25 protein-coding genes and 1 other RNA gene are annotated in these 26,300 nt (G+C 30.2%); 10 read left to right on the top strand and 16 right to left on the bottom strand.

Going from position 1 to position 26,300, the window contains the following annotated elements; all coding sequences use genetic code 11:
• The first annotated feature begins 71 nt into the window (after nt 1–71).
• The 4 genes from IFB02_RS11870 to IFB02_RS11855 are packed head-to-tail and all read left to right on the top strand — an operon-like array spanning nt 72 to nt 2,966.
• The gene (locus IFB02_RS11870; protein WP_106688556.1) at nt 72–587 is read left to right on the top strand and encodes an RNA polymerase sigma factor; all 516 of its coding nucleotides are present in this window, start codon (nt 72–74) and stop codon (nt 585–587) included.
• A gap of 5 nt (nt 588–592) precedes the next feature.
• Nucleotides 593–1,138, top strand: a complete 546-nt coding sequence (locus tag IFB02_RS11865; protein ID WP_106688555.1) for a hypothetical protein — start codon at nt 593–595, stop codon at nt 1,136–1,138.
• Nucleotides 1,122–2,207 (top strand): hypothetical protein, encoded by a 1,086-nt coding sequence (locus IFB02_RS11860; protein ID WP_106688554.1) that lies wholly within the window; start codon nt 1,122–1,124, stop codon nt 2,205–2,207. Before IFB02_RS11865 ends, IFB02_RS11860 begins: the two co-directional genes overlap by 17 nt.
• A gap of 27 nt (nt 2,208–2,234) precedes the next feature.
• Complete coding sequence (locus IFB02_RS11855) at nt 2,235–2,966, top strand: head GIN domain-containing protein (RefSeq protein WP_106688553.1); 732 nt, start codon at nt 2,235–2,237, stop codon at nt 2,964–2,966.
• A 64-nt stretch (nt 2,967–3,030) separates the two neighbouring features.
• On the opposite strand, the gene IFB02_RS11850 is transcribed toward IFB02_RS11855, so the two are convergent.
• The 7 genes from IFB02_RS11850 to IFB02_RS11820 all read right to left on the bottom strand — a co-directional run bounded on the left by IFB02_RS11850 (nt 3,031) and on the right by IFB02_RS11820 (nt 13,122).
• The gene (locus tag IFB02_RS11850; protein ID WP_106688552.1) at nt 3,031–3,600 is read right to left on the bottom strand and encodes a lipocalin family protein; all 570 of its coding nucleotides are present in this window, start codon (nt 3,598–3,600) and stop codon (nt 3,031–3,033) included.
• A 33-nt stretch (nt 3,601–3,633) separates the two neighbouring features.
• On the bottom strand, nt 3,634–4,980 hold the full coding sequence (locus tag IFB02_RS11845) for an MFS transporter (RefSeq protein WP_106688551.1): 1,347 nt from the start codon (nt 4,978–4,980) through the stop codon (nt 3,634–3,636).
• 89 nt (nt 4,981–5,069) lie between these two features.
• The gene (locus IFB02_RS11840) at nt 5,070–5,900 is read right to left on the bottom strand and encodes a M48 family metallopeptidase (RefSeq protein WP_106688550.1); all 831 of its coding nucleotides are present in this window, start codon (nt 5,898–5,900) and stop codon (nt 5,070–5,072) included.
• A 129-nt stretch (nt 5,901–6,029) separates the two neighbouring features.
• On the bottom strand, nt 6,030–8,435 hold the full coding sequence (locus IFB02_RS11835) for a glycoside hydrolase family 31 protein (RefSeq protein WP_106688549.1): 2,406 nt from the start codon (nt 8,433–8,435) through the stop codon (nt 6,030–6,032).
• 103 nt (nt 8,436–8,538) lie between these two features.
• Nucleotides 8,539–10,446: a 1,4-alpha-glucan branching protein GlgB gene (glgB, locus tag IFB02_RS11830; RefSeq protein ID WP_106688548.1), complete on the bottom strand. Its 1,908-nt coding sequence runs from the start codon at nt 10,444–10,446 to the stop codon at nt 8,539–8,541.
• Nucleotides 10,446–11,708 carry a glucose-1-phosphate adenylyltransferase gene (locus tag IFB02_RS11825; RefSeq protein ID WP_106688547.1) on the bottom strand — a complete coding sequence of 421 codons (1,263 nt, stop codon included), beginning with the start codon at nt 11,706–11,708 and terminating at the stop codon, nt 10,446–10,448. Before IFB02_RS11825 ends, glgB begins: the two co-directional genes overlap by 1 nt.
• Before the next feature lie 7 nt (nt 11,709–11,715).
• Entirely contained in the window at nt 11,716–13,122 is a 1,407-nt protein-coding gene (locus tag IFB02_RS11820; protein WP_106688546.1) for a glycogen synthase, read from the bottom strand.
• Nucleotides 13,123–13,253: 131 nt separating this feature from the next.
• Between IFB02_RS11820 and msrB the strand changes: the two genes are divergently transcribed.
• Nucleotides 13,254–13,733, top strand: coding sequence for a peptide-methionine (R)-S-oxide reductase MsrB (gene msrB, locus IFB02_RS11815; RefSeq protein WP_106688545.1), 480 nt, complete (start codon nt 13,254–13,256; stop codon nt 13,731–13,733).
• Here msrB and IFB02_RS11810 read toward each other — a convergent pair.
• Entirely contained in the window at nt 13,730–15,013 is a 1,284-nt protein-coding gene (locus IFB02_RS11810; protein ID WP_191072799.1) for an NAD(P)/FAD-dependent oxidoreductase, read from the bottom strand. The genes msrB and IFB02_RS11810 overlap by 4 nt on opposite strands.
• Nucleotides 15,014–15,132: 119 nt before the next feature.
• On the opposite strand from IFB02_RS11810, the gene lpdA reads away from it, so the two are divergent.
• Together lpdA and IFB02_RS11800 are read left to right on the top strand one after the other, a co-directional pair.
• The gene (gene lpdA / locus IFB02_RS11805; protein ID WP_191072798.1) at nt 15,133–16,509 is read left to right on the top strand and encodes a dihydrolipoyl dehydrogenase; all 1,377 of its coding nucleotides are present in this window, start codon (nt 15,133–15,135) and stop codon (nt 16,507–16,509) included.
• A 1-nt stretch (nt 16,510) separates the two neighbouring features.
• Nucleotides 16,511–17,020: a hypothetical protein gene (locus IFB02_RS11800; RefSeq protein WP_191072797.1), complete on the top strand. Its 510-nt coding sequence runs from the start codon at nt 16,511–16,513 to the stop codon at nt 17,018–17,020.
• 73 nt (nt 17,021–17,093) lie between these two features.
• On the opposite strand, the gene IFB02_RS11795 is transcribed toward IFB02_RS11800, so the two are convergent.
• From IFB02_RS11795 to IFB02_RS11780, 4 genes are all read right to left on the bottom strand, one after another.
• The gene (locus IFB02_RS11795) at nt 17,094–17,732 is read right to left on the bottom strand and encodes a porin family protein (protein ID WP_191072796.1); all 639 of its coding nucleotides are present in this window, start codon (nt 17,730–17,732) and stop codon (nt 17,094–17,096) included.
• Nucleotides 17,733–17,867: 135 nt separating this feature from the next.
• A complete protein-coding gene (gene aroQ, locus IFB02_RS11790; protein ID WP_191072795.1) occupies nt 17,868–18,299 on the bottom strand; it encodes a type II 3-dehydroquinate dehydratase in 432 nt (143 codons plus the stop codon).
• Between the two features lie 78 nt (nt 18,300–18,377).
• The gene (locus IFB02_RS11785) at nt 18,378–18,989 is read right to left on the bottom strand and encodes an outer membrane beta-barrel protein (RefSeq protein WP_191072794.1); all 612 of its coding nucleotides are present in this window, start codon (nt 18,987–18,989) and stop codon (nt 18,378–18,380) included.
• Nucleotides 18,990–19,193: 204 nt separating this feature from the next.
• Nucleotides 19,194–19,721 (bottom strand): hypothetical protein, encoded by a 528-nt coding sequence (locus tag IFB02_RS11780; protein ID WP_106688539.1) that lies wholly within the window; start codon nt 19,719–19,721, stop codon nt 19,194–19,196.
• Between the two features lie 124 nt (nt 19,722–19,845).
• Here IFB02_RS11780 and xerD point away from each other — a divergent pair, with 124 nt between their 5' ends.
• Both xerD and IFB02_RS11770 read left to right on the top strand, forming a co-directional pair.
• On the top strand, nt 19,846–20,742 hold the full coding sequence (gene xerD / locus IFB02_RS11775; protein ID WP_191072793.1) for a site-specific tyrosine recombinase XerD: 897 nt from the start codon (nt 19,846–19,848) through the stop codon (nt 20,740–20,742).
• Nucleotides 20,743–20,845: 103 nt separating this feature from the next.
• A complete protein-coding gene (locus IFB02_RS11770; RefSeq protein ID WP_106688537.1) occupies nt 20,846–21,994 on the top strand; it encodes a sensor histidine kinase in 1,149 nt (382 codons plus the stop codon).
• Between the two features lie 34 nt (nt 21,995–22,028).
• Here IFB02_RS11770 and rny read toward each other — a convergent pair whose 3' ends face one another.
• The 4 genes from rny to IFB02_RS11750 form a co-directional block, all read right to left on the bottom strand.
• A complete protein-coding gene (rny, locus tag IFB02_RS11765) occupies nt 22,029–23,600 on the bottom strand; it encodes a ribonuclease Y (RefSeq protein WP_106688536.1) in 1,572 nt (523 codons plus the stop codon).
• Nucleotides 23,601–23,652: 52 nt separating this feature from the next.
• Nucleotides 23,653–23,773: non-coding RNA, 6S RNA (ssrS, locus tag IFB02_RS11760), on the bottom strand.
• Nucleotides 23,774–23,832: 59 nt separating this feature from the next.
• Nucleotides 23,833–24,126, bottom strand: a complete 294-nt coding sequence (locus IFB02_RS11755) for a cell division protein ZapA (RefSeq protein WP_191072792.1) — start codon at nt 24,124–24,126, stop codon at nt 23,833–23,835.
• A 10-nt stretch (nt 24,127–24,136) separates the two neighbouring features.
• Nucleotides 24,137–24,427 (bottom strand): hypothetical protein, encoded by a 291-nt coding sequence (locus IFB02_RS11750; RefSeq protein ID WP_191072791.1) that lies wholly within the window; start codon nt 24,425–24,427, stop codon nt 24,137–24,139.
• 176 nt (nt 24,428–24,603) lie between these two features.
• Here IFB02_RS11750 and IFB02_RS11745 point away from each other — a divergent pair, with 176 nt between their 5' ends.
• Entirely contained in the window at nt 24,604–26,292 is a 1,689-nt protein-coding gene (locus IFB02_RS11745) for a M23 family metallopeptidase (RefSeq protein ID WP_191072790.1), read from the top strand.
• Nucleotides 26,293–26,300: the final 8 nt, after the last annotated feature.

The following is a 26,300-nucleotide window of genomic DNA, read 5'->3' as shown; positions in this document are numbered from 1 at the left end:
ATTAATTTAACTCTTAATAACAAACCATCAATTATTTGTCACTAACTAATCACAATACAAAACAGCTTGTTATGCTATGTATAACTGGTAATCAAAAAGCTCAAATTGAGCTTTACAATAGATATTACCATGCTATGTATAACACGTCTTTTAGGATTGTAAATAATAGTTTTGAAGCTGAAGATATTATGCAAGACTCTTTTATTACAGCGTTTTCAAAACTAGATACGCTAAAAGATAAAAGTACTTTTGGTGGTTGGTTAAAACGAATAGTAATTAACAATAGCATACATGCATTTAATAAAAACAAGCATTTAGATGTAAACTTAGATCATGTAATGTATAAAGTAGAAGACCATCAAGGTGTAGATAATCAAACAGATTTTACATCTATAAAAGCGCAACAAGTACTTGAAACTTTAAACCATTTAAAACCAAATTATAAAGTCGTACTTACATTAAATTTAATTGAAGGTTACGATTACGAAGAAATTGGTGATGTACTAAACATTAGCTATGCTAATTGTAGAACAATGATTTCTAGAGCAAAAAATAGCTTAAGAAAAAAACTAGAACAGTTATACTAATTATTATGAGCAAAGATAATTTAGATCAACTATTTGATAGATTAAATAACCAATGGGATACACAAAATCCTACAATTGGTCATCAAGATAGATTTTTAAACAAACTAAATAACCAACAACAAGTTGCTAAGACAACTAAAAGTTATTTAAAACCTCTATTGGCTGTTGCTGCAACAATTGTTTTAATAGTAACCATAAGTTTTGCTTTAAAAACAGAACAACCTGTATACGATTTAGCAAGTGTTTCTCCAGAAATGGCAGAAACCCAACATTTTTTTACAAGTACAATTGCTTTTGAATTAAATAAACTTAAAAACGTACAAACTGAAGATACAAAAGCAATTATAAAAGATGCTATGTTTAGATTAGAAGAACTAGAAAAAGAATACGAACAACTTAAAATTAGCCTTAATGAAAGTGGTGAAGATCAGCTTGTGATTTTTGCAATGATTACCAACTTTCAAAACCGAATAGATATTTTAAAAACCACTTTACAATACATAGAAGACCAAAAAGAACTTAAACAAAATAATTATGAAACTACTATATAACCTAACTCTACTTCTCTTATTTCCTGTATTAATTACAGCAAATAATTTGACCAATTGGGAAGGCAAACACACCAAGAAAAAAACAATTAATAAATCTTACGATGTTAGCAGCAACGCAACACTAAAAATTGATAACAAATATGGCAATCTTGATATTGTTACTTGGGATCAAAACAAAATTGTTTTTGAAATAATAATTTCTACAAACGGTAACGATCTTGAAGATGTTCAAGAAAAACTAGATGATATTACAGTAGATTTTTCTGCAAACGATACTTATGTTTCTGCGCAAACAAGAATAGGTACTTCTAAAAAAAGTTCTTGGTGGAATTGGAATAGTAAAAACAACGTAAATATTAAAATTAACTATTTAGTTAAAATGCCAAAAACCAATAATGTAGACCTAACCAACGATTATGGCAGCATAAATTTAGGAACTTTAGAAGGTAACGCCACTATTAACTGTGATTATGGTAAAATAACTACTAAAGAGTTATTAGGCACAACTAACAACCTTACTTTTGACTATACAAATAACAGCTATTTTGAATACATAAATAAAGGACGAATTAATGCTGATTACAGCGGTTATACAGTAGCAAAAGCTAAACAATTGGATATTATTGCAGATTACACAAATTCTTTAATAGAAATTGCCGAAAACGTTAATTACAATTGCGATTACGGAAGTTTAAGAGTTAACAATATCAATAATTTAAAAGGAAACGGTGATTACCTGACTGTTGTTGTTGGTGATGTTTATAAAAACATTTCTATTGAAGCTGATTATGGCTCTATAAAAATTGAAAAAATGACCAAAAACGCTAGAAATGTGTTTATAGATTCTGATTACGTTGGTATTAAAATTGGAATAGATAGCCAATATGCATTTGATTTTGAAATCGATTTAGACTATGGCGGACTTAGTGGTGATGACGATTTTGAATTTAATTTAAGAGATGTAAAATCTACAAGCAAACACTATAAAGGGTATAACTTAAAAAGTAGCTCTGGAAACCTGATTAGAATAAACTCCGATTACGGTAGTGTGACTTTTGACAATAAATAAACTATTAATCTATAAATATCTAAACAAATGAAAACGTTTAAAATCTCTTTAATTACAGTAATTACTGTGTTAAGCTTTAATTGTAGTTACGCACAATGGGGAAACAAAAAAATAAAAGGAAACGGTAATGTTACTACAATAACAAAAACTACATCTAGCTATGATCAAATAAAATTAGCTGGTTGGATGGACTTTAATTTAGTAAATGGTAAAGAAGGTAACATTACTCTTGAAGGAGAAAGTAATCTATTGGATTATATCATTACAGAAACACAAGGCAGTACATTAATTATTAAAATTGAAAACAATATTAACCTAAGACCTAGTTTTAATAAAACAATAAAAATTATAATTCCTTATCAAGATATAGATGAAGTTAGTTTATCCGGATCTGGAGATGTAACTACAAATACAACTATAAAATCTAGAAATTTTAAGTCTAAAATATCAGGATCTGGTGATATTACTTTAGATGTAGAAGCAAGCGATATAGAAGCAACAGTTACAGGATCTGGAGATTTAACTTTAACAGGTGTAACAAATCTATTAGATGTTACAGTTACAGGATCTGGAGATTTTCACGGAGCTAGATTAGAGGCAAATCATACTAAAGCTAAAGTTACAGGATCTGGTGACATAGAAGTAATTGCAAAAAAAGAATTAGATGCAAAAGTTACTGGATCTGGTGATATTGAATACAAAGGACATCCAGAAAAAGTAAATAAAAAAGTAACTGGTTCTGGAGATATAAGTAACTAGTAAAATTTTAATTACATAAAAAAAGCCACTATTTAAATAGTGGCTTTTTTTTATTATGCTATACTTATTGTTTGGTATAAACAAAAGTTAAATCTTCGGTCACTGTTGTAGTAAAGTCTTCACTAAAAGCCATAAAACCTTCAGGAATTAAAATAGATAATTGATTATTGGTTAAGGTCCAGTTAGTTGTTACTCCGCCAGTAACACTTATTGCTACATTATTACCAGATTGTATCCATGTAAAAGGTGATATTTCTGTCTCTTGTATACAGTCTACAGAGTAAATATAACTATCTGTTGTTCCCACTTCAATTTCAAAAGAAAAATCTGCATAAGACGTACTGTTTGCACTTCCCATTCCATTAGAAGTAAAAACTAAAGTTTCATTATTATAGCAATTAAATTCTGCTAATAAATTTGTACTAGCTGTACCATCATTATTAATATCTACAGGATTATCACTATTCCATGCTGTTAATAACCAAGTTCCTTCTAATGCTACGTTATTAGGATTGTTTGTATTTCCGTCATTAGATTCTTCTACAACAAAATCACCTTCTAAAGGTTCATTTTCACAAGTAAAAGCTGTTAGTAGAATAAATAGTGCTAAAAAAGTAAGAGTAGATAGTTTCATAATTATGTTCTTTGTGATTACAAACATAAAGATTTATTCTAATTTTTGTTGCTTTAATACTCTAAAAAGTAAGAATATGCCAATTAAGAAAAAGATAAATAAGAATAAAATAGAATTTCTCATACTTCCTGTAACTTGATCTATTGTTCCGTAAATTAACATACCTATTACAATTCCTATTTTTTCAGCAACATCAAAAAAGCTAAAGTAAGAGGTCGTATCTTTAGTTTCTGGCAAAAATTTAGAGTATGTAGATCGTGCTAAACTTTGTATTCCTCCCATAACAAATCCAACTGAAGCTGCAGCAATATAAAATTGCATAGGCGATTCCATGAAATAAGCATAAAAACATAAACTCATCCATATAAAATTAATCGCAATTAATGTTTTTATATTTCCAAATTTAGATGATGCTCTAGATGTTAAAATTGCACCTAAAATAGCTATTAATTGTATGATTAAAATACTTACAATTAAACCCATTGTTTTAGCATCGTCACTTCCCCAATTAATTTCTTCTTCACCAAAATATACTGCTACCAACATAATAGTTTGAACAGCCATACTAAACACAAAAAACGATTGTAAATATTTTTTAAGAACTATGTTTTGTTTTAATGCTCTCCAAACTATTTTAAGTTCTTTAAAACCGTTTAAAACCACATCTTTAGTAACTTTTTGTCCTGTAGAAGTTCCTTTAGGTAACCAATAAAAACTATATTGACTAAATCCAATCCACCAAATACCAACCATTACAAAAGAGTAACGCATTGCCACTTGAGATGCTGATTGAACAATTTGTCCGTTTTCTAAAACTTCATCAGCGATAAAAAAAACATTAGGATACATAACCATTACCAAATTAATAACTAGTAGTGTTACACTACCAATATATCCCATACTAAATCCTTTTGCACTAATACTATCTTGCTGTTCTGGATAAGCTATATCTGGTAAGTATGAGTTGTAAAATACCAAACTTCCCCAATATCCTATTAATCCCATAAAATAGAATAACAGACTGATATAAATATTTTCTAAACTGAAAAAATATAATCCTATACAACCAAAACCACCAACGTAACAGAAAAATTTCAGAAAGTTTTTTTTATTCCCTACATAATCTGCAATACCCGATAATATTGGAGAGGTAAATGCTACAACTAAAAACGTAAAAGCTGTAATAAACGTTATTAACGCAGTACTTTTAAAATCAAATCCAAACGCTGGTACTATTTTTTCTGTTTGATTTATAAATAATGCCGAATAAAAAATAGGAAATATTGAAGATGCAATAGTTAACGTGTAAACTGAATTTGCCCAATCGTAAAATGCCCAAGCATTTAATAGTTTTTTACTTCCTTTTTGAAGGTTTTCCATAGGTTAGAATTGGTTAGTTGCCATAAAAATAACAAAGCTGCTCTAATTAAAGAACAGCTTCGAAATTAATTAATTATTTTTTAATAATACTAATAATTACCAATTGGTCTAAAAGCACTTACTCCAAACTTTTTTGCTTCAGCTTTTGCTTGAGGCGACAGTGCTGTAAGGTTATTTATTCTTGTTTGATTTGCCGGATGCGTACTTAAAATTTCTGGTGGCGCTTGTCCTCCACTTGCTTGTGCCATTCGCTTCCATAATTCTGCACCTTCATCTGGATTATATCCTGCTATTGCTGTAAGATACAATCCTATTCTATCTGCCTCTGTCTCATGGCTTCTACTAAATGGTAACATTACACCAACTTGTGATCCAATACCGTAATATTGATTAAATGCATTTCTAGATTTTTCATCTTTAATGGCAATATTTCCTGCTACAGCTAATCCTTGTTGTAACATACCAGCACTCATACGTTGTTGACCATGGTTTGCTAACGCATGTGCTACTTCATGTCCCATAATTACTGCTATTGCAGTTTCGTTTTGAGCAACTGGTAATATTCCTGTGTAAAATGCTATTTTACCACCTGGCATACACCAAGCATTTACCACATCTTCTTGTATTAGGTTATATTCCCATTTATAATCGTTTAAATAACCTGTTTTTCCGTTTGCATTTAACCAACGTTCTGCAGCTACAGCAATACGTTGACCAACACGTTTAATCATTTCGGACTCTTGTGTTCCTGTAATTACTTTTCCTTCAGATAATACTTGATTGTATTGTGAAAATGAAGTTGGAAATAATTGAGAATTTGGTATTAATGCTAATGTTTTTTTACCTGTAAATGGATTTGTAGAACATGACAAAAACATTAACAATGTAAAGGCTATAATTATTGGATTTTTATATTTCATAAATAGTATTTTTAGCTATTGTCATAAATTTACAAAAAGTTAAACAATTTTATCTCTATTTAGATAGGATTGACACGTACTTATTTCGATAAAATACAAATTTCATCTATAATCGGTTAAAATTTACTTTTAATGTCCAATTAAATGAATTTCTGAAAAGTTTTTATCTACAGTCATAACTGTTGTACCATTTTCTTTTAAATGTGATAATTCTATTTTTTCGTTATCAATTTGTATTTCGTTTATAGTAAATGGCAAACCGTGTAAATTTAGTTTAAAAGTTTGATAAGGCGCTTCGTATTTACCTTCTTTATGTTGCTGTATTATTAACTCGTTAGACTTACCTGTTAATTTAAAAGTCCTATAACTATATCTTCCTTTTGTGTAATCGTAACCATCGTGAGCATCATCGTATAATTCTGATTGCTCTTTGCCTTCTTTATAATATACATCTAAGGTGACTTGATCTATTTGTTTTTCTTTTACGTGTTGCTGTATTGGGTATTTAGGGATTATTGCACCTTCTTTTACAAAAATTGGCATACTATCTATCTCTGCATCTACCCATTTTTCTTTTCCTCCTTCTACCACTTCTTCGGTCCAAAAGTTATACCATTTTCCTCTAGGAATATACATTCTTCTACCTTTAGCATTTGGTTCTTGTACTGGACAAACTAAGATTTTATTACCATAAATAAATTCGTCTGTTCTGTAATGTGTTTGCGGATCTTCTTGATCAAAAAGTACTAACGATTTTAATAAAGGTGTACCTTGCTCTACTAATTTCCAAAAAGCAGTATATAGATATGGTAATAGCTGATAGCGTAATTCTATAAATTTTCTAACAATATTGGTTACATCTTCGTCAAAAGCCCAAGGTTCTTGATTACCATGATCACCAGAAGAATGAACACGACAAAACGGATGAAAAACACCTAACTGTATCCAGCGTGTAAAAAGTTCGCTTTGAGGCTGTTCTGCAAAACCACCAATATCACTTCCAACAAAACTAAATCCAGACATTGCCATTCTTTGTGCTTGAATATTTGCAATATTTAAATGTTCCCAAGTTGCAACATTATCGCCTGTCCAAGTAGATGTATATCTTTGTGTCCCAGAATAAGCAGATCTAGTAATTACAAACGGACGTTTTGGATAATTAAACTTTTTTAATCCATGGTACGTTGCTCTTGCCATTTGCATACCATAAATATTATGTGCTTTACGATGACTGCAAGGATTACCGTCGTAATCATGTCTTACATCATCCGGAAATGTTTTATTTGGAACTTCCATTACTGCTGGTTCGTTCATGTCATTCCAAACACCTTTTACACCAATATCTTCTATTAATTCTTTAAATAATCCTGACCACCAATCTCTAACTTCTGGTTTTGTAAAATCTGGAAAATAACACTCACCTGGCCAAACTTTTCCTTTCATGTAAGGTCCATCTGCTCTTTTGCAAAAATAATCGTTGTCTAAAGCCTCTTTAAACACCGAATATTCTTTATCTATTTTAATTCCTGGATCTATAATGGCAACGGTTTTAAATCCTTCTGCAGCCAACTCGGCAACCATTCGTTTTGGATCAGGAAAATATTCTTTATTCCATGTAAAACATCTAAATCCATCCATATAATCTATATCTAAATAAATAGCATCACATGGGATTTGTAATTTTCTAAAAGTAGATGTTATCTCTTTTACTTCACTTTCTGGGTAATAACTCCATTTACATTGATGAAATCCTAAAGCCCATAACGGTGGTAATTGATGTGGTTTTCCTGTTAAATCTGTGTAACTTTCTATGACATCATTCATTTTAGGACCGTAAATGAAATAATAATTCATTTCTCCACCTTGTGCCCAAAAGCTTGTAACGTGTCTTCGTTCCTGACCAAAATCAAAATATGATCTAAACGAATTATCAAAAAATATCCCGTAAGATTTATTATGATGTAATCCAGTGTAAAACGGAATGGCTTTATAAATTGGATCTGTATGTTTACCAAACGCATAACTATCTGTAACCCAATTTTCAAAACGCTTTCCTTTTAAGTTTAAATGTTCTGGTTTATCACCTAATCCATAATAGCTTTCTTTATCGTTAATGGTTTTACTCATTTTAACAATATTACCGCCATAATGGTAACTTTCTTCCCAATGAAAACCAAGCTCGTCTTCATTAATTAATGTACCATCTAAACTATCATAAATAGAAATTTTTAAATTTTCTTTAGAAATATTACAGATAAGTTTTGAAGTTCTAACTATGTAAAATTTTTCATTTTCAGAAATTTCTAAATGATTGTATCCTGTACTTGCATATTTTGTAATTGCATAGGAAAAATCATTTTCAAAATTACCTGTTGTAGTATATCTAAAACGAAGTACGCTATCTCTTAACACTGTAAGTTGTAAAACAACATCATTTTCTGTATAAAAGTAAAGTGTATCTACATCTTTACTAAAGTTGATTATTTTTGAAGGAAATAAATTTCCTTTTTGTTCTAATTCGGTATTTGTAATCATAGCAGTAAAGTTTACATACAAAAAAACGCAAAAGTTTGATTAAAATTTACAATAGCTTCTAGTAGTTATTAACTATAACGATTGCGTAATTTACTTTTTTAACTTATTGATAATTAAAAACTAACACTGCTAAAGGCGGTAAATTTATTTGTACCGATTCTTTTTTATAATGCCAGCTTTTGGATTGTGTTTTTATAGTTAAATTTGAATAATTTCCTGTACCATCATATATTTTATCATCACTATTAAATAGTTGTTTTAATACACCTTTTTTAGGTACACCTAATCTATAATCTAGTCTTGGTACAGGCGTCATATTACAAATTACAATTAGCGAGTCTTTATTTGATTTTCCTTTTCTTATGTAGCTAATAACAGAGTTTTCGGCATCGTTATAATCTATCCATTCAAAACCTTTGGCATCAAATTGTAATTCGTGTAACGCTTTTTCTTGTTTATATAATGTGTTTAAATCTGCAATTAGCTTTTGTATGCCATTATGCGAATTAAATTGAGTAAGATGCCAATCTAAACTTTTACTGTAATTCCACTCGTCATGTTGTGCAAATTCACCACCTTGAAATAATAATTTTGCTCCAGGATGAGTATACATATAGCTGTATAATAACCTTAGATTTGCAAATTTTTGCCAGTCGTCTCCAGGCATTTTACTTACTAAAGATTTTTTACCATAGACGACTTCATCGTGACTTAATGGTAAGGTAAAATTTTCTGTAAACGCATAGGTTAAAGAAAAAGTAATTTCGTTTTGATGGTGTTTTCTATAAATTGGTGCTTTAGAAAAATATTGTAGCGTATCGTGCATCCAACCCATCATCCATTTCATTCCAAAACCTAATCCGCCTAAAAACACTGGTTTAGAAACACCAGGAAATGCAGTAGACTCTTCTGCAATTGTTTGTACGTCAGGAAATTCCTTATAAATTGCTTGATTTAATTCTTTAATAAATTGTATAGCTTCTAAATTTTCTCTTCCACCAAATTGATTAGGATTCCATTCGCCTTCATTTCTACTATAATCTAAATAAAGCATGGACGCTACAGCATCTACTCTTAATCCATCTACATGAAATTGATCTAACCAAAATAATGCATTACTTATTAAAAACGATTTTACTTCATTACGTCCATAATTAAAAATTAAGCTTTTCCAATCTGGATGATAACCTTTTTTAGGATCTGGATGTTCATATAAATGAGATCCGTCAAAATTACCTAAACCGTGTTTATCTTCAGGAAAATGTGAAGGAACCCAATCTAATATGACACCTATATTATTTTCATGGAATTTGTCTATTAAAAATTTTAATTCTTCTGGTGAACCAAATCTAGATGTTGCAGAAAAATAACCCGTTATTTGATATCCCCAACTTGGATCGTAAGGATATTCCATAATTGGCATAAATTGTACGTGCGTAAAATTTAATTCTTTTACATAATTAACTAGTTGATATGCTAATTCTGAATAAGATAAATAGCTATTATCTTCTATGTGTCTTCGCCATGATCCTAAATGTACTTCGTAAATAGAAAATGGAGCATCTAAAGCATTAGCCTTTTTTCTTTTTAACATCCATGGTTTATCCTGCCACTTATAATGACTTTGACTAACTATAGATGCTGTTTTTGGAGGTAATTCCGATTGTTTTGCAAAAGGATCTGCTTTTTCTGTGACTTGATCATCTATAGTGCTATGGATTTTATATTTATACTTTTCTCCTGCTTTGATATTTGGTATAAATCCTTCCCAAATTCCACTTTCGTCCCATCTTACATTTAATGTATGTAAACCGTCTTCCCAATAGTTAAAGTCTCCTACAACAGAAACTTGTTTTGCACTTGGTGCCCAAACAGCAAAATAAGTACCTTCTACTCCATTTAAAGTTATTACGTGCGAACCAAACTTTTCGTAAAGTTTGTAATGCGTACCATTTTTAAACAAATAAATGTCTAAATCTGTAAATAACGAATGTGGCTGTACTTGTGACATTAAATTGAAAATCCATTAGGTATTATTGCGCCTTTTTTAAGCACTACAATGCCATCTTTTATGACATAGGTTGATGTTTCGGTATCTTCTAAATGCTTTCCTCCATTAATAGTTACATTATCTCCAACACGACAATTTTTATCAATAATGGCATTATTTATATGACAGTTTTCGCCAATACCTACAAGAATTTCAATTTTATTTTTTTCAATTTCTTCTAAAGATTCGTAAGTATCAGATCCCATCATATATGTGTTAGTAATTACAGAGCCTTTACCAATTCTTGATCGAACACCAATTACAGATTTTTCGATTTTTTCTGCATGAATCAGGCAACCTTCAGCTATTACTGCTTTATTTAATTGAGTTCCAGATATTTTTGAAGTTGGTAATATCCTTGCTCTTGTATATACACGTTGTTCTGTGTCGTATAAATTGAATTTTGGAATATCGTCTGTAAGACCAATATTAGCTTCAAAAAACGAATCTATATTACCTATATCCGTCCAATAGCCTTCAAATTGATAACTAGAAACTTTTAATTTACCAATGGATTGCGGTATGATTTCTTTACCAAAATCTACTGTAGATTCGTCATTCATTAAATCTATTAGCAATTGTCTATTAAACACATAAATTCCCATAGATCCAAGATGGTTTCTACCTTCAGCTTTCATTTCATCACTAACAGGTGATGTCCATTCTGGTAATAAACTTGCATTTGGTTTTTCTATAAACGAAGTAATATTATTGTCGTTATCTGTTTTTAAAATTCCAAATGCTGGTGCTTCTTTTTCTTTTACAGGAACTGTACCTATGGTAATATCTGAATTATTATCTATATGTTGTTGTACCATTTTTTTATAATCCATATGATACAATTGGTCACCAGATAGGATTAATGCATACTCAAAATCGTGTTGTAAAAAATGATGCATACTTTGTCTTACCGCATCTGCTGTACCTTGAAACCATGTGTTATTTTGCGGTGTTTGTTCTGCAGCTAAAACATCTACAAAAGCCGAACTAAAAAAGCTAAAATGATAGGTGTTTTTTATATGCCTATTTAATGATGCCGAATTAAACTGTGTTAATACATACATCCTTTTTATTCCAGAATTTATACAATTAGAAATTGGAATATCCACCAATCTGTATTTACCAGCAATTGGTACAGCTGGTTTGGATCTTGTGTCTGTTAAAGGATATAATCTAGAGCCTTGTCCGCCACCTAAGATTATAGATAATACTTTGTTGTTCATACTTTAGCTATTTAATGGATTTGTATAAGGTTTTATATGCTTTTGCAGAAACAAACCACGAATGGTCTTTTTGCATAATTAACTTTCTTATAGATTTAAAGGTAGTTGTTTTATCAAAAAGATTTATACCTCTTAACATTGCATTATATATATTATCTACAGATACATGATTATGACAAATACCAAACCCATTTAGTTGACTTATATCCTTAACCGTATCTTTTAATCCTCCAACATTTCTAACTATAGGAATTGTACCATAACGTAACGCGTATAATTGATTTAATCCACAAGGTTCTACTCTAGAAGGCATTAATAAAAAGTCTGCAGATGCGTAAATTTGATGTGAAAGCGCTTCATCATAACCAATAAACACATTATAACGACCTTCGTACTTAGATTTTAAAAATGATAAATGGTTTTGAATGTTTTCAAAACCAGAACCTAAAACTATTACACTACAATCATTATTTTCTAATGCTTTTTCTAATGCAAAGGGTAATACATCGGCTCCTTTTTCGCCTACAAGTCTGCCAATAAATGCAAATAATGGTTTATCATAATCTAAATTAAATTGCTTACATAAAGCTTCTTTATTGGCTGCTTTTCCTTTTTCTAGATTAGAAATATTGTAATTGTAATTTAAAAAATTATCGGTTTCTGGATTCCAAACCGTTGTGTCTATACCATTTAAAATACCTACACATTTTTTAGATTCATGATTTAAAAGATGTTGTAATCCATTAGCTTCAACTTTTAATTCTTCCATATATGTAGGTGACACAGTAGTTACACGCCATGCACATTTTATGGCTGTTGCCAAAGGATTAATACAATTATCCCAATCTAATAAACCAATATTATCCAAATTAAACTTTGGTATTAAATGTAGCTTATCATAACCAAACCAACCTTGGTATTGGGCATTATGTATTGTTGTCACGACAGGAATTGTATTTAATTCCTTGTATTTAAAACACTCTTGAAGCATAAAAGGAATTAATCCTGTATGGTGATCATGACAATGTATAACATTTGGCTTTTGTTGTAATGTTAAAATCCAATCTAAAGCAGCTATTTGAAACAGTAAAAATCTATCTACATCATCATTAGAATACACATAAGTTTTATAAAGATATTCAGGAATGTTTACACAATAAACAGGAAATTGCAACGTAGAGTTTTCTAGTTTTACAATACTATAATTAACTGTAGTTTCACCAAAAATTATCTGACTATTATATATCGTTTCAAAACTGTTGTCGTTTGTAAATGAATTATCGTAAAGCGGCATTATTACTTCACTAATCGTATTTTTATCTTGTTGATATTTTGGTAATGCTCCAACAACATCTGCCAAACCGCCTATTTTAGCAATTGGATAACACTCTGCACTTACATGAATAATCTTCATTAATAAATTCTGTTAAATTATTTAAAAGTAGAAAAAAATAAGCAGTTACTCTAACTTTTAGATTTAAGAAATGATTAACCAACTTTTTGTAAGTTATCGTTAACTTTATAGACTATTAAATAAAATTTGCTATGAAAAAGTTAACCTTATTATTTTTAATTACAATAGTTTTTAGTTGTAAATCTAAAGGACAAGACAAAGAAAAAACCAAAAATTATCCAGTTACTAAAACTGAAGCTCAATGGAAAGCAGAGCTTAGCGATATGGAATATTATGTACTAAGAGAAGCTGGTACAGAACGTGTATTTTCTAGTCCTTTAAACGACGAACACAGAGAAGGTACATTTCTATGTGCTGCTTGCAACACACCACTTTTTAAAAGCGAAAATAAATTTGATTCTGGTACAGGTTGGCCTAGTTTTGATCAAGAAATAAAAGGCAATGTTGCCTTTAGTACAGATTATGATTTAGGTTATGCTAGAACCGAAGAACATTGCGCAACTTGTGGCGGACATTTAGGTCATGTATTTAACGATGGACCAAAAAATACCACAGGTAAAAGACATTGTATAAATGGTGTTGCATTAAATTTTAAGCCCAGTTCTAATTAAGATTTAAGTTTTTTCTTAAACGGTCTTATAATTAATCGTGCCTCACGATCAAATCTTACGTAGTTATAAACCCAGTTTATAAAAACTACCATTCTGTTTCTAAAACCAATTAAGAAAAATAAGTGTACAAACATCCAAACAAACCAAGCAAACACACCTTGAAATTTAAATTTAGGTAAATCTACTACAGCTTTATTACGACCAACTGTTGCCATACTACCTTTATCTTTGTATTTAAAAGGAATAAGCGGCTTGTTTTCTATTAAACGTAATAAATTATCTCCTAAATGTTTACCTTGTTGTATTGCAGGTTGCGCCATCATTGGATGACCATGTGGCAAAGTTTCGGTAGACATTTGTGCAATATCACCAATTGCAAAAATGTGATTAAATCCATTAACTTGATTAAATTGGTTTACCAAAACTCTTTGACTTCTAGACACAAATTGTTCTCCATCTAAGCCTTTAATTGTAGCACCTTTAACTCCTGCTGCCCAAATAACCGTTGCTGTTTCAAAAGTTAAGTCACTATTAGTGGTTACTACTTTACCATCATAACCTGTTACTCTTACATTTTTCCAGATTTGAACACCTAACTTTTCTAAAAAATCTTCTGCTTTGTGTGACGCTTGCTCACTCATTGCTTTTAAAATTTTATCGCCAGATTGTATCAAATTTATCTGTACATTTCTTGTGTCTAAATCTGGATAATCTTTCGGTAAAATCCCTTTTTTTATTTCGGCTAAAGCACCAGCTAATTCTACTCCTGTTGGTCCTGCTCCAACAATTACAAAATTCATTAAAGCGTTACGTTCATTTAAATCTGAAGTTAATAATGCCTCTTCAAAATTTTCAAGAATTAAACTTCTTAAATTTAAAGATTGCGGTATAGTTTTCATTTCCATACTATTAGCCTCTATGGAAGCATTCTCAAAAAAGTTGGTTTTAGATCCAGATGCAACTACTAAATAATCAAATTTAAGATTACCTATGTCTGTAATAACTTTATTTTTTTCAGTATTTATTTCTGAAACATTAGCTAATCTAAAATAAAAATTAGGAAAGTCTTTTAACACCTTTCTTATTGGATAAGCAATTGAGTCTGGCTCTAATCCTCCAGTAGATACTTGATATAATAAAGGCTGAAAATTATGATAATTATGTTTATCTAAAAGTACAACTTGAAGTTCTTTTTTAGATAATTTTTTAGCTAGAGCAATTCCGGCAAATCCACCACCAATTATTACAACTCTAGGAAAACAGGATTTTGGTATATTCATAAATGTAATCTTGCGTTACAAAGGTAGTAAAAGATATAATTTTTGCGGTTGTAAAAATTCTTTATTCAAATACGATTTTGTAAATTCGTACCTTCTTTAAAACGACAAAACATTTTATAATGAGTAAATACGATATAATAGTACTTGGAAGTGGTCCAGGCGGATACGTTACAGCAATTAGAGCATCACAATTAGGTTTTAAAACTGCAGTTGTAGAAAAAGAAAATTTAGGTGGTGTATGTTTAAATTGGGGATGTATTCCTACTAAAGCTTTAATTAAATCTGCTCAAGTTTTTGAATATTTAAAACATGCAGAAGAATACGGTTTAAAAGTAAAAGAAGCTGAAGCAGATTTTGACGCCGTAATTAAACGTAGTCGTGGTGTTGCTGAAGGTATGAGTAAAGGTGTTCAATTTTTAATGAAAAAAAATAAAATTGACGTTATTAATGGCTTTGGAAAATTAAAACCAGGTAAAAAAGTTGATGTTGACGGTAAAGAATATAGCGCAGATCATATTATTGTTGCTACAGGAGCACGCAGTCGTGAGTTACCAAGCTTACCTCAAGATGGTAAAAAAGTAATTGGTTACCGTGAAGCAATGACCTTAAAAGAACAACCAAAAAAGATGATTGTTGTAGGTTCTGGTGCTATAGGTGTAGAGTTTGCTTATGTATACAACTCTATGGGAACTGAAGTCACTATCGTTGAATATATGGACAGAATTGTTCCTGTTGAAGACGCAGACGTTTCTAAACAATTAGAAAAATCGTTTAAGAAAAACGGTATTAATATTATGACTTCTGCCGAAGTTACTAAAGTAGATACTTCAGGAACTGGAGTAAAAGCTACAGTTAAAACTAAAAAAGGTGAAGAAGTACTTGAAGCAGACATCGTATTAAGCGCTGTTGGTATTAAAACAAACATAGAAAACATTGGTTTAGAAGATGTTGGTATTGCAGTAGATAGAGATAAAATATTAGTTAACGATTACTATCAAACAAATATCCCAGGATACTACGCAATTGGTGATGTTACACCAGGTCAAGCATTAGCACACGTTGCTTCTGCAGAAGGTATTTTATGTGTAGAAAAAATTGCTGGTCAGCATGTAGAAAAATTAGACTACGGTAATATACCAGGATGTACATACTGTTCTCCAGAAGTTGCTAGTGTTGGATTAACAGAGCAACAAGCAAAAGATAAAGGAATAGATATTAAAGTTGGAAAATTCCCATTTTCTGCATCTGGAAAAGCAAGTGCTGGTGGAAATAAAGACGGATTTGTAAAAGTAATTTTTGACGCTAAATACGGTGAATGGTTAGGTTGTCACATGATTGGTGCTGGCGTAACAGATATGATTGCAGAAGCTGTATTAGGTAGAAAATTAGAAACTACTGGTCATGAAGTATTAAAAGCAGTACATCCACATCCTACAATGAGTGAAGCTGTTATGGAAGCAGTTGCAGATGCTTATGATGAGGTAATACATTTATAAGATGAAATATTTATTAATTCTATTTTTATTCGTTAGTGGATTAGTTTACGCTCAAGAAGACAATCATTATTTTAAATTAAATGAACATAATGAATTAATCTGGCAAAAAACCTACACCATTAAAGACTCTAGTAATTATGTAAATTCATTACTAAAAAGAGAAAAAACGTCTAATATCAAATCTGAATATGGACAAATTTTAGGAGAATTTAATAATATACAACTTAAAGGATCTAAATATCCTGTCTATTCTAAAAGACCAACAAAAGGATCTTTAATTATAGAATTTAAAGAGAATAGAATACGAGTAACAGTAGTTAATATAGTATTTCAAAGCTTAAAAGGAAATGTTTTAGCAAAGGAAAAAGTGATTCCAGCAACATTAAGTAAGTACGCTTTAAATAATAAAAATGAAATTAAAAAAGGAAAATCTGTAACATCTATGTTGCAAGGTTTAGATGAAAAATTATCATTAATATTTAAGCCTACAAAAGACGACAATGATTGGTAACATCACTTATCAATAATAAAAAAAAGGTTCGAGATACTCATCACGAACCTTTTTTTATATCTTATAATTAGGTTTAAAACATAAATCCTAAGCCAAATTGCCATACATTATTTTTTGCATCTACATTTTCAAAAGCAGTTCCGTCTTCAAAAATGTTAGTTAGCCCAAATGTATATCTTCCACTTAAAAAGAATCCGTTATCAAATTTATAAGCAGTACCTAATGCAATTCCAGTATCTAAATCTTTTACATTAGAATCGTTACTGTCTATTTCTATATCTCCACCATCGTTATTTGGTTCAAAATCAATTTCTTCATGAATTTTAAATCCAAATTGTGGGCCAGCTTCTACAGACAATCCTTCTACTAAATAGACTTTTAATAATAAAGGAACCTGAATGTAATCTAATTGATATTCAACATTATCATCTGTATCAAAAATATTGTCTTGATCATTTTCTTGGATATCAAATCCTTGCCCAGAATAAAATACCTCTGGTTGAAAAGATACACGCTCAGAAAAAGGGATTTCTGCGACTAAACCAGCATTAAAGCTTGTTCTAGATTTAAGTTCTCCTATATCATCACCACTAATTGTAGAAGAGTTTAATCCTCCTTTTATACCTAATTGTACGGCTTTAGAGTCTGATTGTGCTTGAGCTACTGTTAATCCAGAAATTAGTGCAACAGCACATAAAATTAATTTTTTCATGTTATAATTTTTTGGTTAATACATCTAAATTACGTCGCTTATCTAATCGTAGATGTTGCATTAACATCGTTTAACACAAAAGGATTAATCTTTAACTGTTTTTAATATAAAATATGTGAATAAAATTTAAGTCGTTTAAATAGATTTAACATCTATAAAACTTTGAATGGCTAATTCATAGCTTTGTAGTCCAAAACCTAAAATTACGCCTTTTGCATTAGCCGAAATGAATGATTGATGTCTAAATTCTTCTCTTCCAAAGGTGTTAGAGATATGTACTTCTACTACCGGCGTTTTTATAGCTTTGACAGCATCTCCAATACCAACAGATGTATGTGTATATGCAGCTGCATTTAGAATAATCCCATCATAATCAAAACCAACATCTTGTATCTTGTCAATTAATTCTCCTTCTATATTAGATTGAAAATGTTCTATTGTAATGTTGGGATATTTATTTTGTATTTCGTCCATAAATTCGGTAAAACTTAAACTACCGTAAATGTTAGGTTCTCTTTTTCCTAGCAAGTTTAAATTAGGACCGTTTATAATAATAATTTTTTTCATATTATAAATTTACAAAAATTAGTGCATAAAAAAACCGAAGCAAAAGCTTCGGTTTAATATCTAGATTTAAAACTTTAATTAGAACTTGAAAGTTAAACCAAACTGAGCAGTTTGGAAAAAGTTGTTAAATACGTTTAAGTTAGCGTTAAATTGGCTTACAGATTCAGCTCCATCAGCATCAACTTTAGAAGTGTTGTAAGATAAAACATCTGTTAAACCAAAGTTAATTGCAATGTTTTCTTTAACGAAGTAGTTAATTCCTAAACCTAAACCAGCTCCAAAACCATTAGATTTTACGTCTGCAATTTTGTTTTCAGCAGATGCAAATCCTAATCCTAACTCAGAGTAAGTTGTAAAACGGCTTCCTAAATCTAAGAAATAGTAACGAGCAAATACTCCAGCACCAAATGCAGAAAAATCAGCAGTTTCAGTTCCAGCTACATCTTGAGTTGCAGAATTGTAAGATAACTCGATACCAACAGCTAAATCGTCAGATACAAAGTATCCAGCTTTTGGATTGATAGAAAACTCATTAGTTTTTTCTTCAGTGTTTTTGTCGTTTACATTGTTGTAACCTAAGTTACCTTCAACGATTACGTCTCCATTTGCAAAACCAAAAGTTTGCTCTTCTTGTGCATTAGCTGTAAAACCAAATAAAGCGATAGTTGCAGCGATAAATAATTTTTTCATAATAAAAATTTCATTAATTTGTTTGAGGCGGCAAATGTATGTGACTTCATCAATGTAGACAAGGATTTTTTTGAAAAAAAGTTAAAAAAAACCCTACAATGTTAAATTTCAATAAGTTAACATTTGTTAAAAATTTATTAAAAAAAGGTTGTATAAAAAAACCGAAGCAAATGCTTCGGTGCTATCATTTTATTAAGTTACTGATTAAAAATATAATGCAAATCCAACATTAAATTGGAAAACTCCTTCATCAGTAAAATCCTCGTTTAAAGAATGATTATAACGCAAACCTGGTTCAATAGAAACACTATTTCCAATAAACCAAGCATATCCCGCTCCTATTCCTAACCACATAGGATTTTCTTGTACATCTTTAATAGAAGCACCTGTCAAATCTAAAGTAACTGGTATCATGCTATTAATATAATATTTACCTCCTAATCTGTAAGAGAATGTTGAAGTGTCACCTACATCAGTAGAAACACCTCCATAACCTAGTCCAGCTTTTAAAGCTAAATCGTCCATAATAAAGTATCCTCCATCAAGACCTATGTTATAAGATGTAACACCGTCTGATGTAGATAAGTAAAAACCTGTATTACCTAACATAGCATTACCAGTATTAGCTTCAATTAGCCACTTACCTTTTGAGGTTTGAGACGTTGAATCATCCTGAGCATTCATTGTAGATAATCCTAAAACTGCAACAGCAGTAAGTAATAATTTTTTCATAATTTAATTATTGATTATTGATTAATTTTGTGCAAAATATATATTTTACTTGTATTTTAAATTAATTTTTTATGAAATCTTAAAAATTTATGTTTAAGATTTTAAATATCAATAACTTAAACAAATGAATTGGCAACAAGCATCTAATAATTATAGGAATTACCTTAAACTAGAGAGAGGTTTGTCCGACAATACAATTAATAGTTATGCTTTAGATATTTATAAACTTAAAAACTACATAGAAGATAACCATCTAACTGTTACGCCTATTACAATAAGTAAAACTGAAATTAAAGATTTTATATATTCTTCTGCAAAACAATTAAATGCAAGATCACAATCAAGATTAATTTCTGGATTAAAAGGTTTTTTTAACTATTTAGTTTTTGAAAATTTAAGAGAAACTAATCCTTTAGATACAATAGATTCGCCTAAAATTGGGAGAAAAATACCTGATACTTTAAGTGAAGTTGAAATCAATAAATTGATAGATGCTATTGATTTAAGCCATCCACAAGGAGAAAGAAATCGCGCAATAATAGAACTTTTATATAGTTGTGGCTTGCGTGTATCTGAGCTAATCAACTTAAAAATTTCTGATTTATTTTTTGAAGAAGGGTTTATTAATGTAACAGGTAAAGGTGATAAACAAAGATTTGTACCAATTGTAGACGACACAAAAAAATACATAAACATTTACAAAGATCAAATTAGAATACATACTAAGATAAACCCAAAAGATCAGGATATATTATTTTTAAACAGAAGAGGCAACCAATTAACAAGAGCAATGATTTTTACAATTGTAAAAAACCTAGCAGTAAAAATTAATCTTAACAAATCCATTTCACCTCATACTTTTAGACATAGTTTTGCAACACATCTTCTAGAAAATGGCGCAGATTTACGCGCGATACAGCTTATGCTTGGTCATGAAAGCATAACAACTACCGAAATTTATACACATTTAGACCGAAGTCATTTAACACAAGTTATTAACAACTTTCACCCAAGAAAATAATGTGTTTTAAAACTGAAAATTTTGATTGTTAACGAATTATATTTATGTTTGTACATATTTGAATCCCTAAACTGAGCTTGATAGTAACCTAACAAATTATGTTATGTCTGAGTTATTAAAGGGTATTCTGCAAGATTCCGAAACCAATCATTTTGAAGATGTAAAGTGGCAACTTGCTCTAGAAATTTCTAAAGTAGGTATTTGGGACTTTAACGCAGCAACCAATCAAGTTTACTTTTCTAGACCATCCAAAGCTATAATAGGCTTCGAAGATGACGATACTTTTGGCCAAAATATTAACGATTGGAATGATCGTGTACATCCAGAAGATAGAGAAAAATATTTCCAAGATTTTAAAGATCATGTTAATGGTTTAAAACCTATTTACGAAAACAAACATCGTGTACTACACAAAGATGGTAGTTATAGATGGGTTTTAGATAGAGGTAGATACATTGAAAAAAATAAATTTGGTGAAGCTACAAGAGTACTAGGTACACACGTAGATATAACAGATTATGCAAATAATGAACAAAAGGTAAAAGAAACCTTAGACCTTGTAAGTAAAAAGAACATAAAACTTCAAAATTTTGCTCACATTGTTACTCATAATCTAAAACAACATGCAGGAAATTTTGAAAGTTTATTAGAGTTTTATGATGAAGCTGATAGTGAAAATGAAAAGCTAGAAATGCTTAATTACATGAAAACGCTTTCAAAATCGTTATCAAAAACTATAAATAATCTAAGTGAAATAGTTTCGGTACAATCTAAGCCTGATCTAGATATTGAAAAAACAAACCTTAGATCAACTATAAAAAGCGTTTTAAAAGATTTAGAATATTTGATTTCTGAGAAAGAAGCTGTCATAGATGTGTATGTAAAAGATAGTTGTCATTTAACTGTAAATCGTTCTTATTTATATAGTATATTTCAGAATTTAATAACTAATGGATTAAAGTACAAACATCCAAATAGAATACCAGAAATCTTAATAGCTTCAGATTGTTTACCAGATAGAACTGTTATCACAATAAAAGATAATGGTATTGGTATAGATTTAAATAAGTTTGGCAAGCATATGTTTGAGCTATACAAAACGTTTCATAACAATCCAGATGCTGAAGGTGTTGGTTTATATCTTGTAAAAAACCAAATTGAAGCATATGGCGGTACTATAGAAGTAGAAAGCGTTGTTGATGAAGGAACAACTTTTATAATAACATTACCCAATAAAAAAATCCAGTACTAAACTGGATTTTTTTATTTATAATTATTAACTGTAATTATTTAGCAATATTTATCGCTCTTGTTTCTCTAATTACAGTAACTTTAACTTGACCAGGATAAGTCATATCCGTTTGTATCTTCTGTGATATATTAAAAGAAAGATCTGCAGCATTTTGATCGCTAACTTTTTCACTTTCTACAATAACACGTAATTCTCTTCCCGCTTGGATAGCGTAAGCTTTTTTAACACCACTAAAACCAAAAGCAATTTCTTCTAAATCTTTTAATCTTTGGATGTAACTGTCTAGTACTTGTCTACGTGCGCCTGGTCTTGCACCAGAAATTGCATCACATACTTGAATTATTGGAGAAAGTAAAGACTTCATTTCTATTTCATCATGATGGGCTCCAATTGCATTACAAACATCTGGTTTCTCTCCATATTTTTCTGCCCATTGCATACCCAAAATAGCATGAGGTGTTTCCATATCTACTTCTGCATCTGGCACTTTACCAATATCATGTAAAAGTCCAGCTCTTTTAGCTAATTTTGGGTTTAATCCAAGTTCTGCAGCCATAACACCACAAAGTTTTGCAACTTCACGAGAGTGTTGTAAAAGGTTTTGCCCGTAAGAAGAACGATATTTCATTCGTCCTACCATTTTTATTAACTCTGGATGTAATCCATGAATTCCTAAATCTATAACGGTTCTTTTACCTACTTCAATTATCTCCTGCTCTATCTGCTTTTGTGTTTTCTTTACAACTTCTTCAATTCTAGCAGGATGTATACGTCCGTCTGTTACTAACTTATGTAAAGATAATCTAGCGATTTCTCTTCTAACCGAATCAAAACAAGATAAAATGATTGCTTCTGGTGTATCGTCTACAATAATTTCTACTCCTGTAGCTGCTTCTATCGCTCTAATATTTCTACCTTCACGACCAATAATGCGTCCTTTTACATCATCGCTTTCTATATTAAATACAGATACACAGTTATCTACAGCTTCTTCTGTTCCTATACGTTGTATAGTATTTATTATAATCTTTTTGGCCTCTTGTTGTGCTGTTAACTTAGCTTCTTCCATTTTATCTTGGATATAAGCCATAGCGTCGCTTTTTGCTTCGCCTTTTAAAGACTCTACTAATTGTGCTTTTGCTTCGTCTGCAGATAAACTAGAAATTACTTCTAATTGTTCTACTTGACTTTTGTGTAGTCGGTCTAATTCTTCTTGTTTTTTGTCTAAAACTTCTAATCGATGATCAAAATCTGCAGATTTCTCTTCTATTTGAGCGTTTAATTTTTTGTTTTTAGAAAGCTCGCTAGATAGTTGAGACTCTTTATCTCTAATTCTTTTCTCTGCATCAGACATTTTTTTGTCTCTTGACAAAATTACTTTTTCATGCTCTGCTTTTAGTTCTAAAAACTTTTCTTTAGCCTGTAATATTTTGTCTTTTTTTATGCTTTCTCCTTCGGCATTTGCTTCTTTTACTATAGCTGCTGCCGATTTTTTTGCACTTTTAATAAGTTTTGATGCGTTGTTTCTTTCTAAAACTTTTGCAATAATAAAACCTATTAATGCGCCAATAGCTATTCCTGCAATTATTAAAATTGTATTATCCATTGTTGATTAATTAATATATATAAAAAAGCCTACATTAATTGGGTTTTGAAAAAAACTCCTTAAAAACAAGTTTAGGGCTAACAAATTGATCAAGGATCTGCCCAAATACTTAACGTATTAGCAGCATGCTTTTACAATTTAAACTCACCCTTTTTAAAGAATTAACGTTGAGTTTCTCAAAAAGATAATTAATGTAGGCAGTAACCTTATTTTATGTGTTATGAACGTTTTTTTATAAACTTAAATGTGTATCTAGTAATGTATTTAAAGCGCTTAACTTTTCTTCTACATGCTCTGATACGTATTCTTTATCTAAAGCTTTTTGTTCTACTTGACTAGCAAATTGTAATGCACACATGGCTAATACATCTTGTTTGTCTCTAACAGAATAGCTTTGCTCAAACTGTTTTATCATAGCCTCTATCTTCTTTGCTGCTAGACGCAATCCTTCTTCTTGACTAGGTGTAATAGTTAATGGGTACACTCTATTTGCTATAGATAACTTTATTTTTAGTGTCTCTGCCATTAATTATATTTTAACTAGATAGTTGACTTATACAATGGTCAATTTCTCTAATTAGTGCATTTATTTTGAGCTTTGTTTCTCGTTTATCATTATCACTGCCTAGTATGGTATTTGCCATTTTAAGAGTATTGTATTTTTCTTCCCAAGTGTCTAGCTCTAAATCTTTAGCTGCTAACTTGGATTGAGATTGTTGTAAAGCGTCTTTTAGCTTCTTGTTTTCTAGTTTTAAAACTTGCTGTCTTTGTAAGACTTTGCTTATTTTTTTTTCTAGATGCTCAACAATTTCCTCAATTTTACTCATACTGCTAATACCTATACTTATCTTACAAAGTTAATCAAACCTTGCTATTTTACAATTGTTTTTTAATAAAATTTCATTTTCTAAAAAAGTGACTTATAATCAAGTATATGGCTTGGTTTTTGTTTTTTATTTGCTATTTAATCACTTATTTTTATTTTAGCAGTAAGATGTTTTTTATGCGATATTTTAGTTTTATTCTACTTTTATTTTCAGTTTTTAGTCAGTCTCAAAATATTTATCCTCAAGATTATTTCATTCAACCTTTAGAAGATGAATTAATTCTTGCTGGTACTTTTGGTGAGTTAAGAAGTAACCATTTTCATTCTGGATTAGACCTAAAAACCAAGCAACGCGAAGGTTTAAAAGTTTTTGCTGCTGCTAGCGGTTATGTAAGCAGGATTAAAATTGCGCATTATGGATACGGTAAAGCGTTATATATTACACATCCAAACGGTTACACTACAGTTTACGCGCATTTACAACGTTTTTCTGATAAAATTGAAGCATTTATCAAACAAAAACAATATGCTGAAGAAAGTTTTGAAGTTGAAGTTTTCCCAACCAATCAAAATCTTATTATTACAAAAGGTGAAGTTATTGCCTATTCCGGAAACACAGGAAGTTCTGGTGGACCACATTTACACTTCGAAATTAGAGATAATCAAGAACGACCAATAAATCCTTTACTTTTTGGATTAAAAGTAAGAGACACAAAAAAACCAATAGTTAAAAGTATTTATGCTTATCCAATTGGTGAAAATTCTCATGTTAATAAATCTAGTCTAAAACAAAAATTAAGATTAATTCCGTTACAAAACGGAAATTATAAAGTTGAAGATATAAATGCTTTTGGTAAAATTGGAATTGCAGTAAATACGATAGATAGACAAGATTTAGCAGCAAATAAAAATGGTGTTTATAATATTAGTTCGACTATTAACGGAATGCAAAATTTTAACATCAACTTTAAAAGATTTTCGTTTGCTGAAACTAAACATTTAAACAGATTAATAGATTACGCACATTATTCTGAAGACAAAGAACGACTTCAAAAGTTATTTTTAGACACCAATAATCCTCTAAGCATGTATGATAACCTTGTAGACGATGGTTATTTAATTATTAACGATACCATTTCTAATGTCTATAAAATTAATATTGAAGACTTTGAAGGCAACTCTACTCTTATCGAATTAAATATTAATGGTGATAGCATTGAACACATAGAAAAACAGGAAAAATTTACTTCACCTTACTATATTAATAGAGATGAAGCATTAAGTTTCGAGAAAAATAAAATTAGTGTTAACTTCCCAAAACATACCTTTTACGATAACTTTTATTTAGATTTTGAAGTTACATCAGACACTGTAAAAGTTCACGAAAACAATAAAGCTGCCAATAAATACTTCACCATTAATTATGATGTATCAAACTATACAGAAGACGATTTAAAACAGCTTTACATTGCTAGATTAGTTGGTTGGAACAATTTTCCTAGCTATTCTACAACAAAACGAAAAGAAAACACACTTTACACAACTACAAAAAACCTTGGTACGTATTGTTTGGCTAGAGATACAGTAGCTCCAACCATAATTCCTGTAAATTTTAACGATGGTAAATGGATGAGCAAATACCGATTTTTAAAATTAAAAATAGACGATAAAGAAACTGGCATTTCTAATTACAGAGCAACTGTAAATGGCAAATGGATTTTAATGGAATATGACTATAAAACAAAAATGCTTGTACACGATTTTAAAGATAATATCGTTAAAGAAACAAATAACAATTTAAAAGTTATTGTTACAGATAATGTTGGAAATAGTACTATTTTTGAAGCAACTTTCCATCGTAAATAAATTTATAC

Origin of the sequence: Mesoflavibacter profundi (assembly GCF_014764305.1) — a bacterium.
Taxonomy (GTDB): domain Bacteria; phylum Bacteroidota; class Bacteroidia; order Flavobacteriales; family Flavobacteriaceae; genus Mesoflavibacter; species Mesoflavibacter profundi.
Note: the sequence above shows the minus strand (reverse complement) of the source record. Positions and strands in the feature narration are given on the sequence as shown.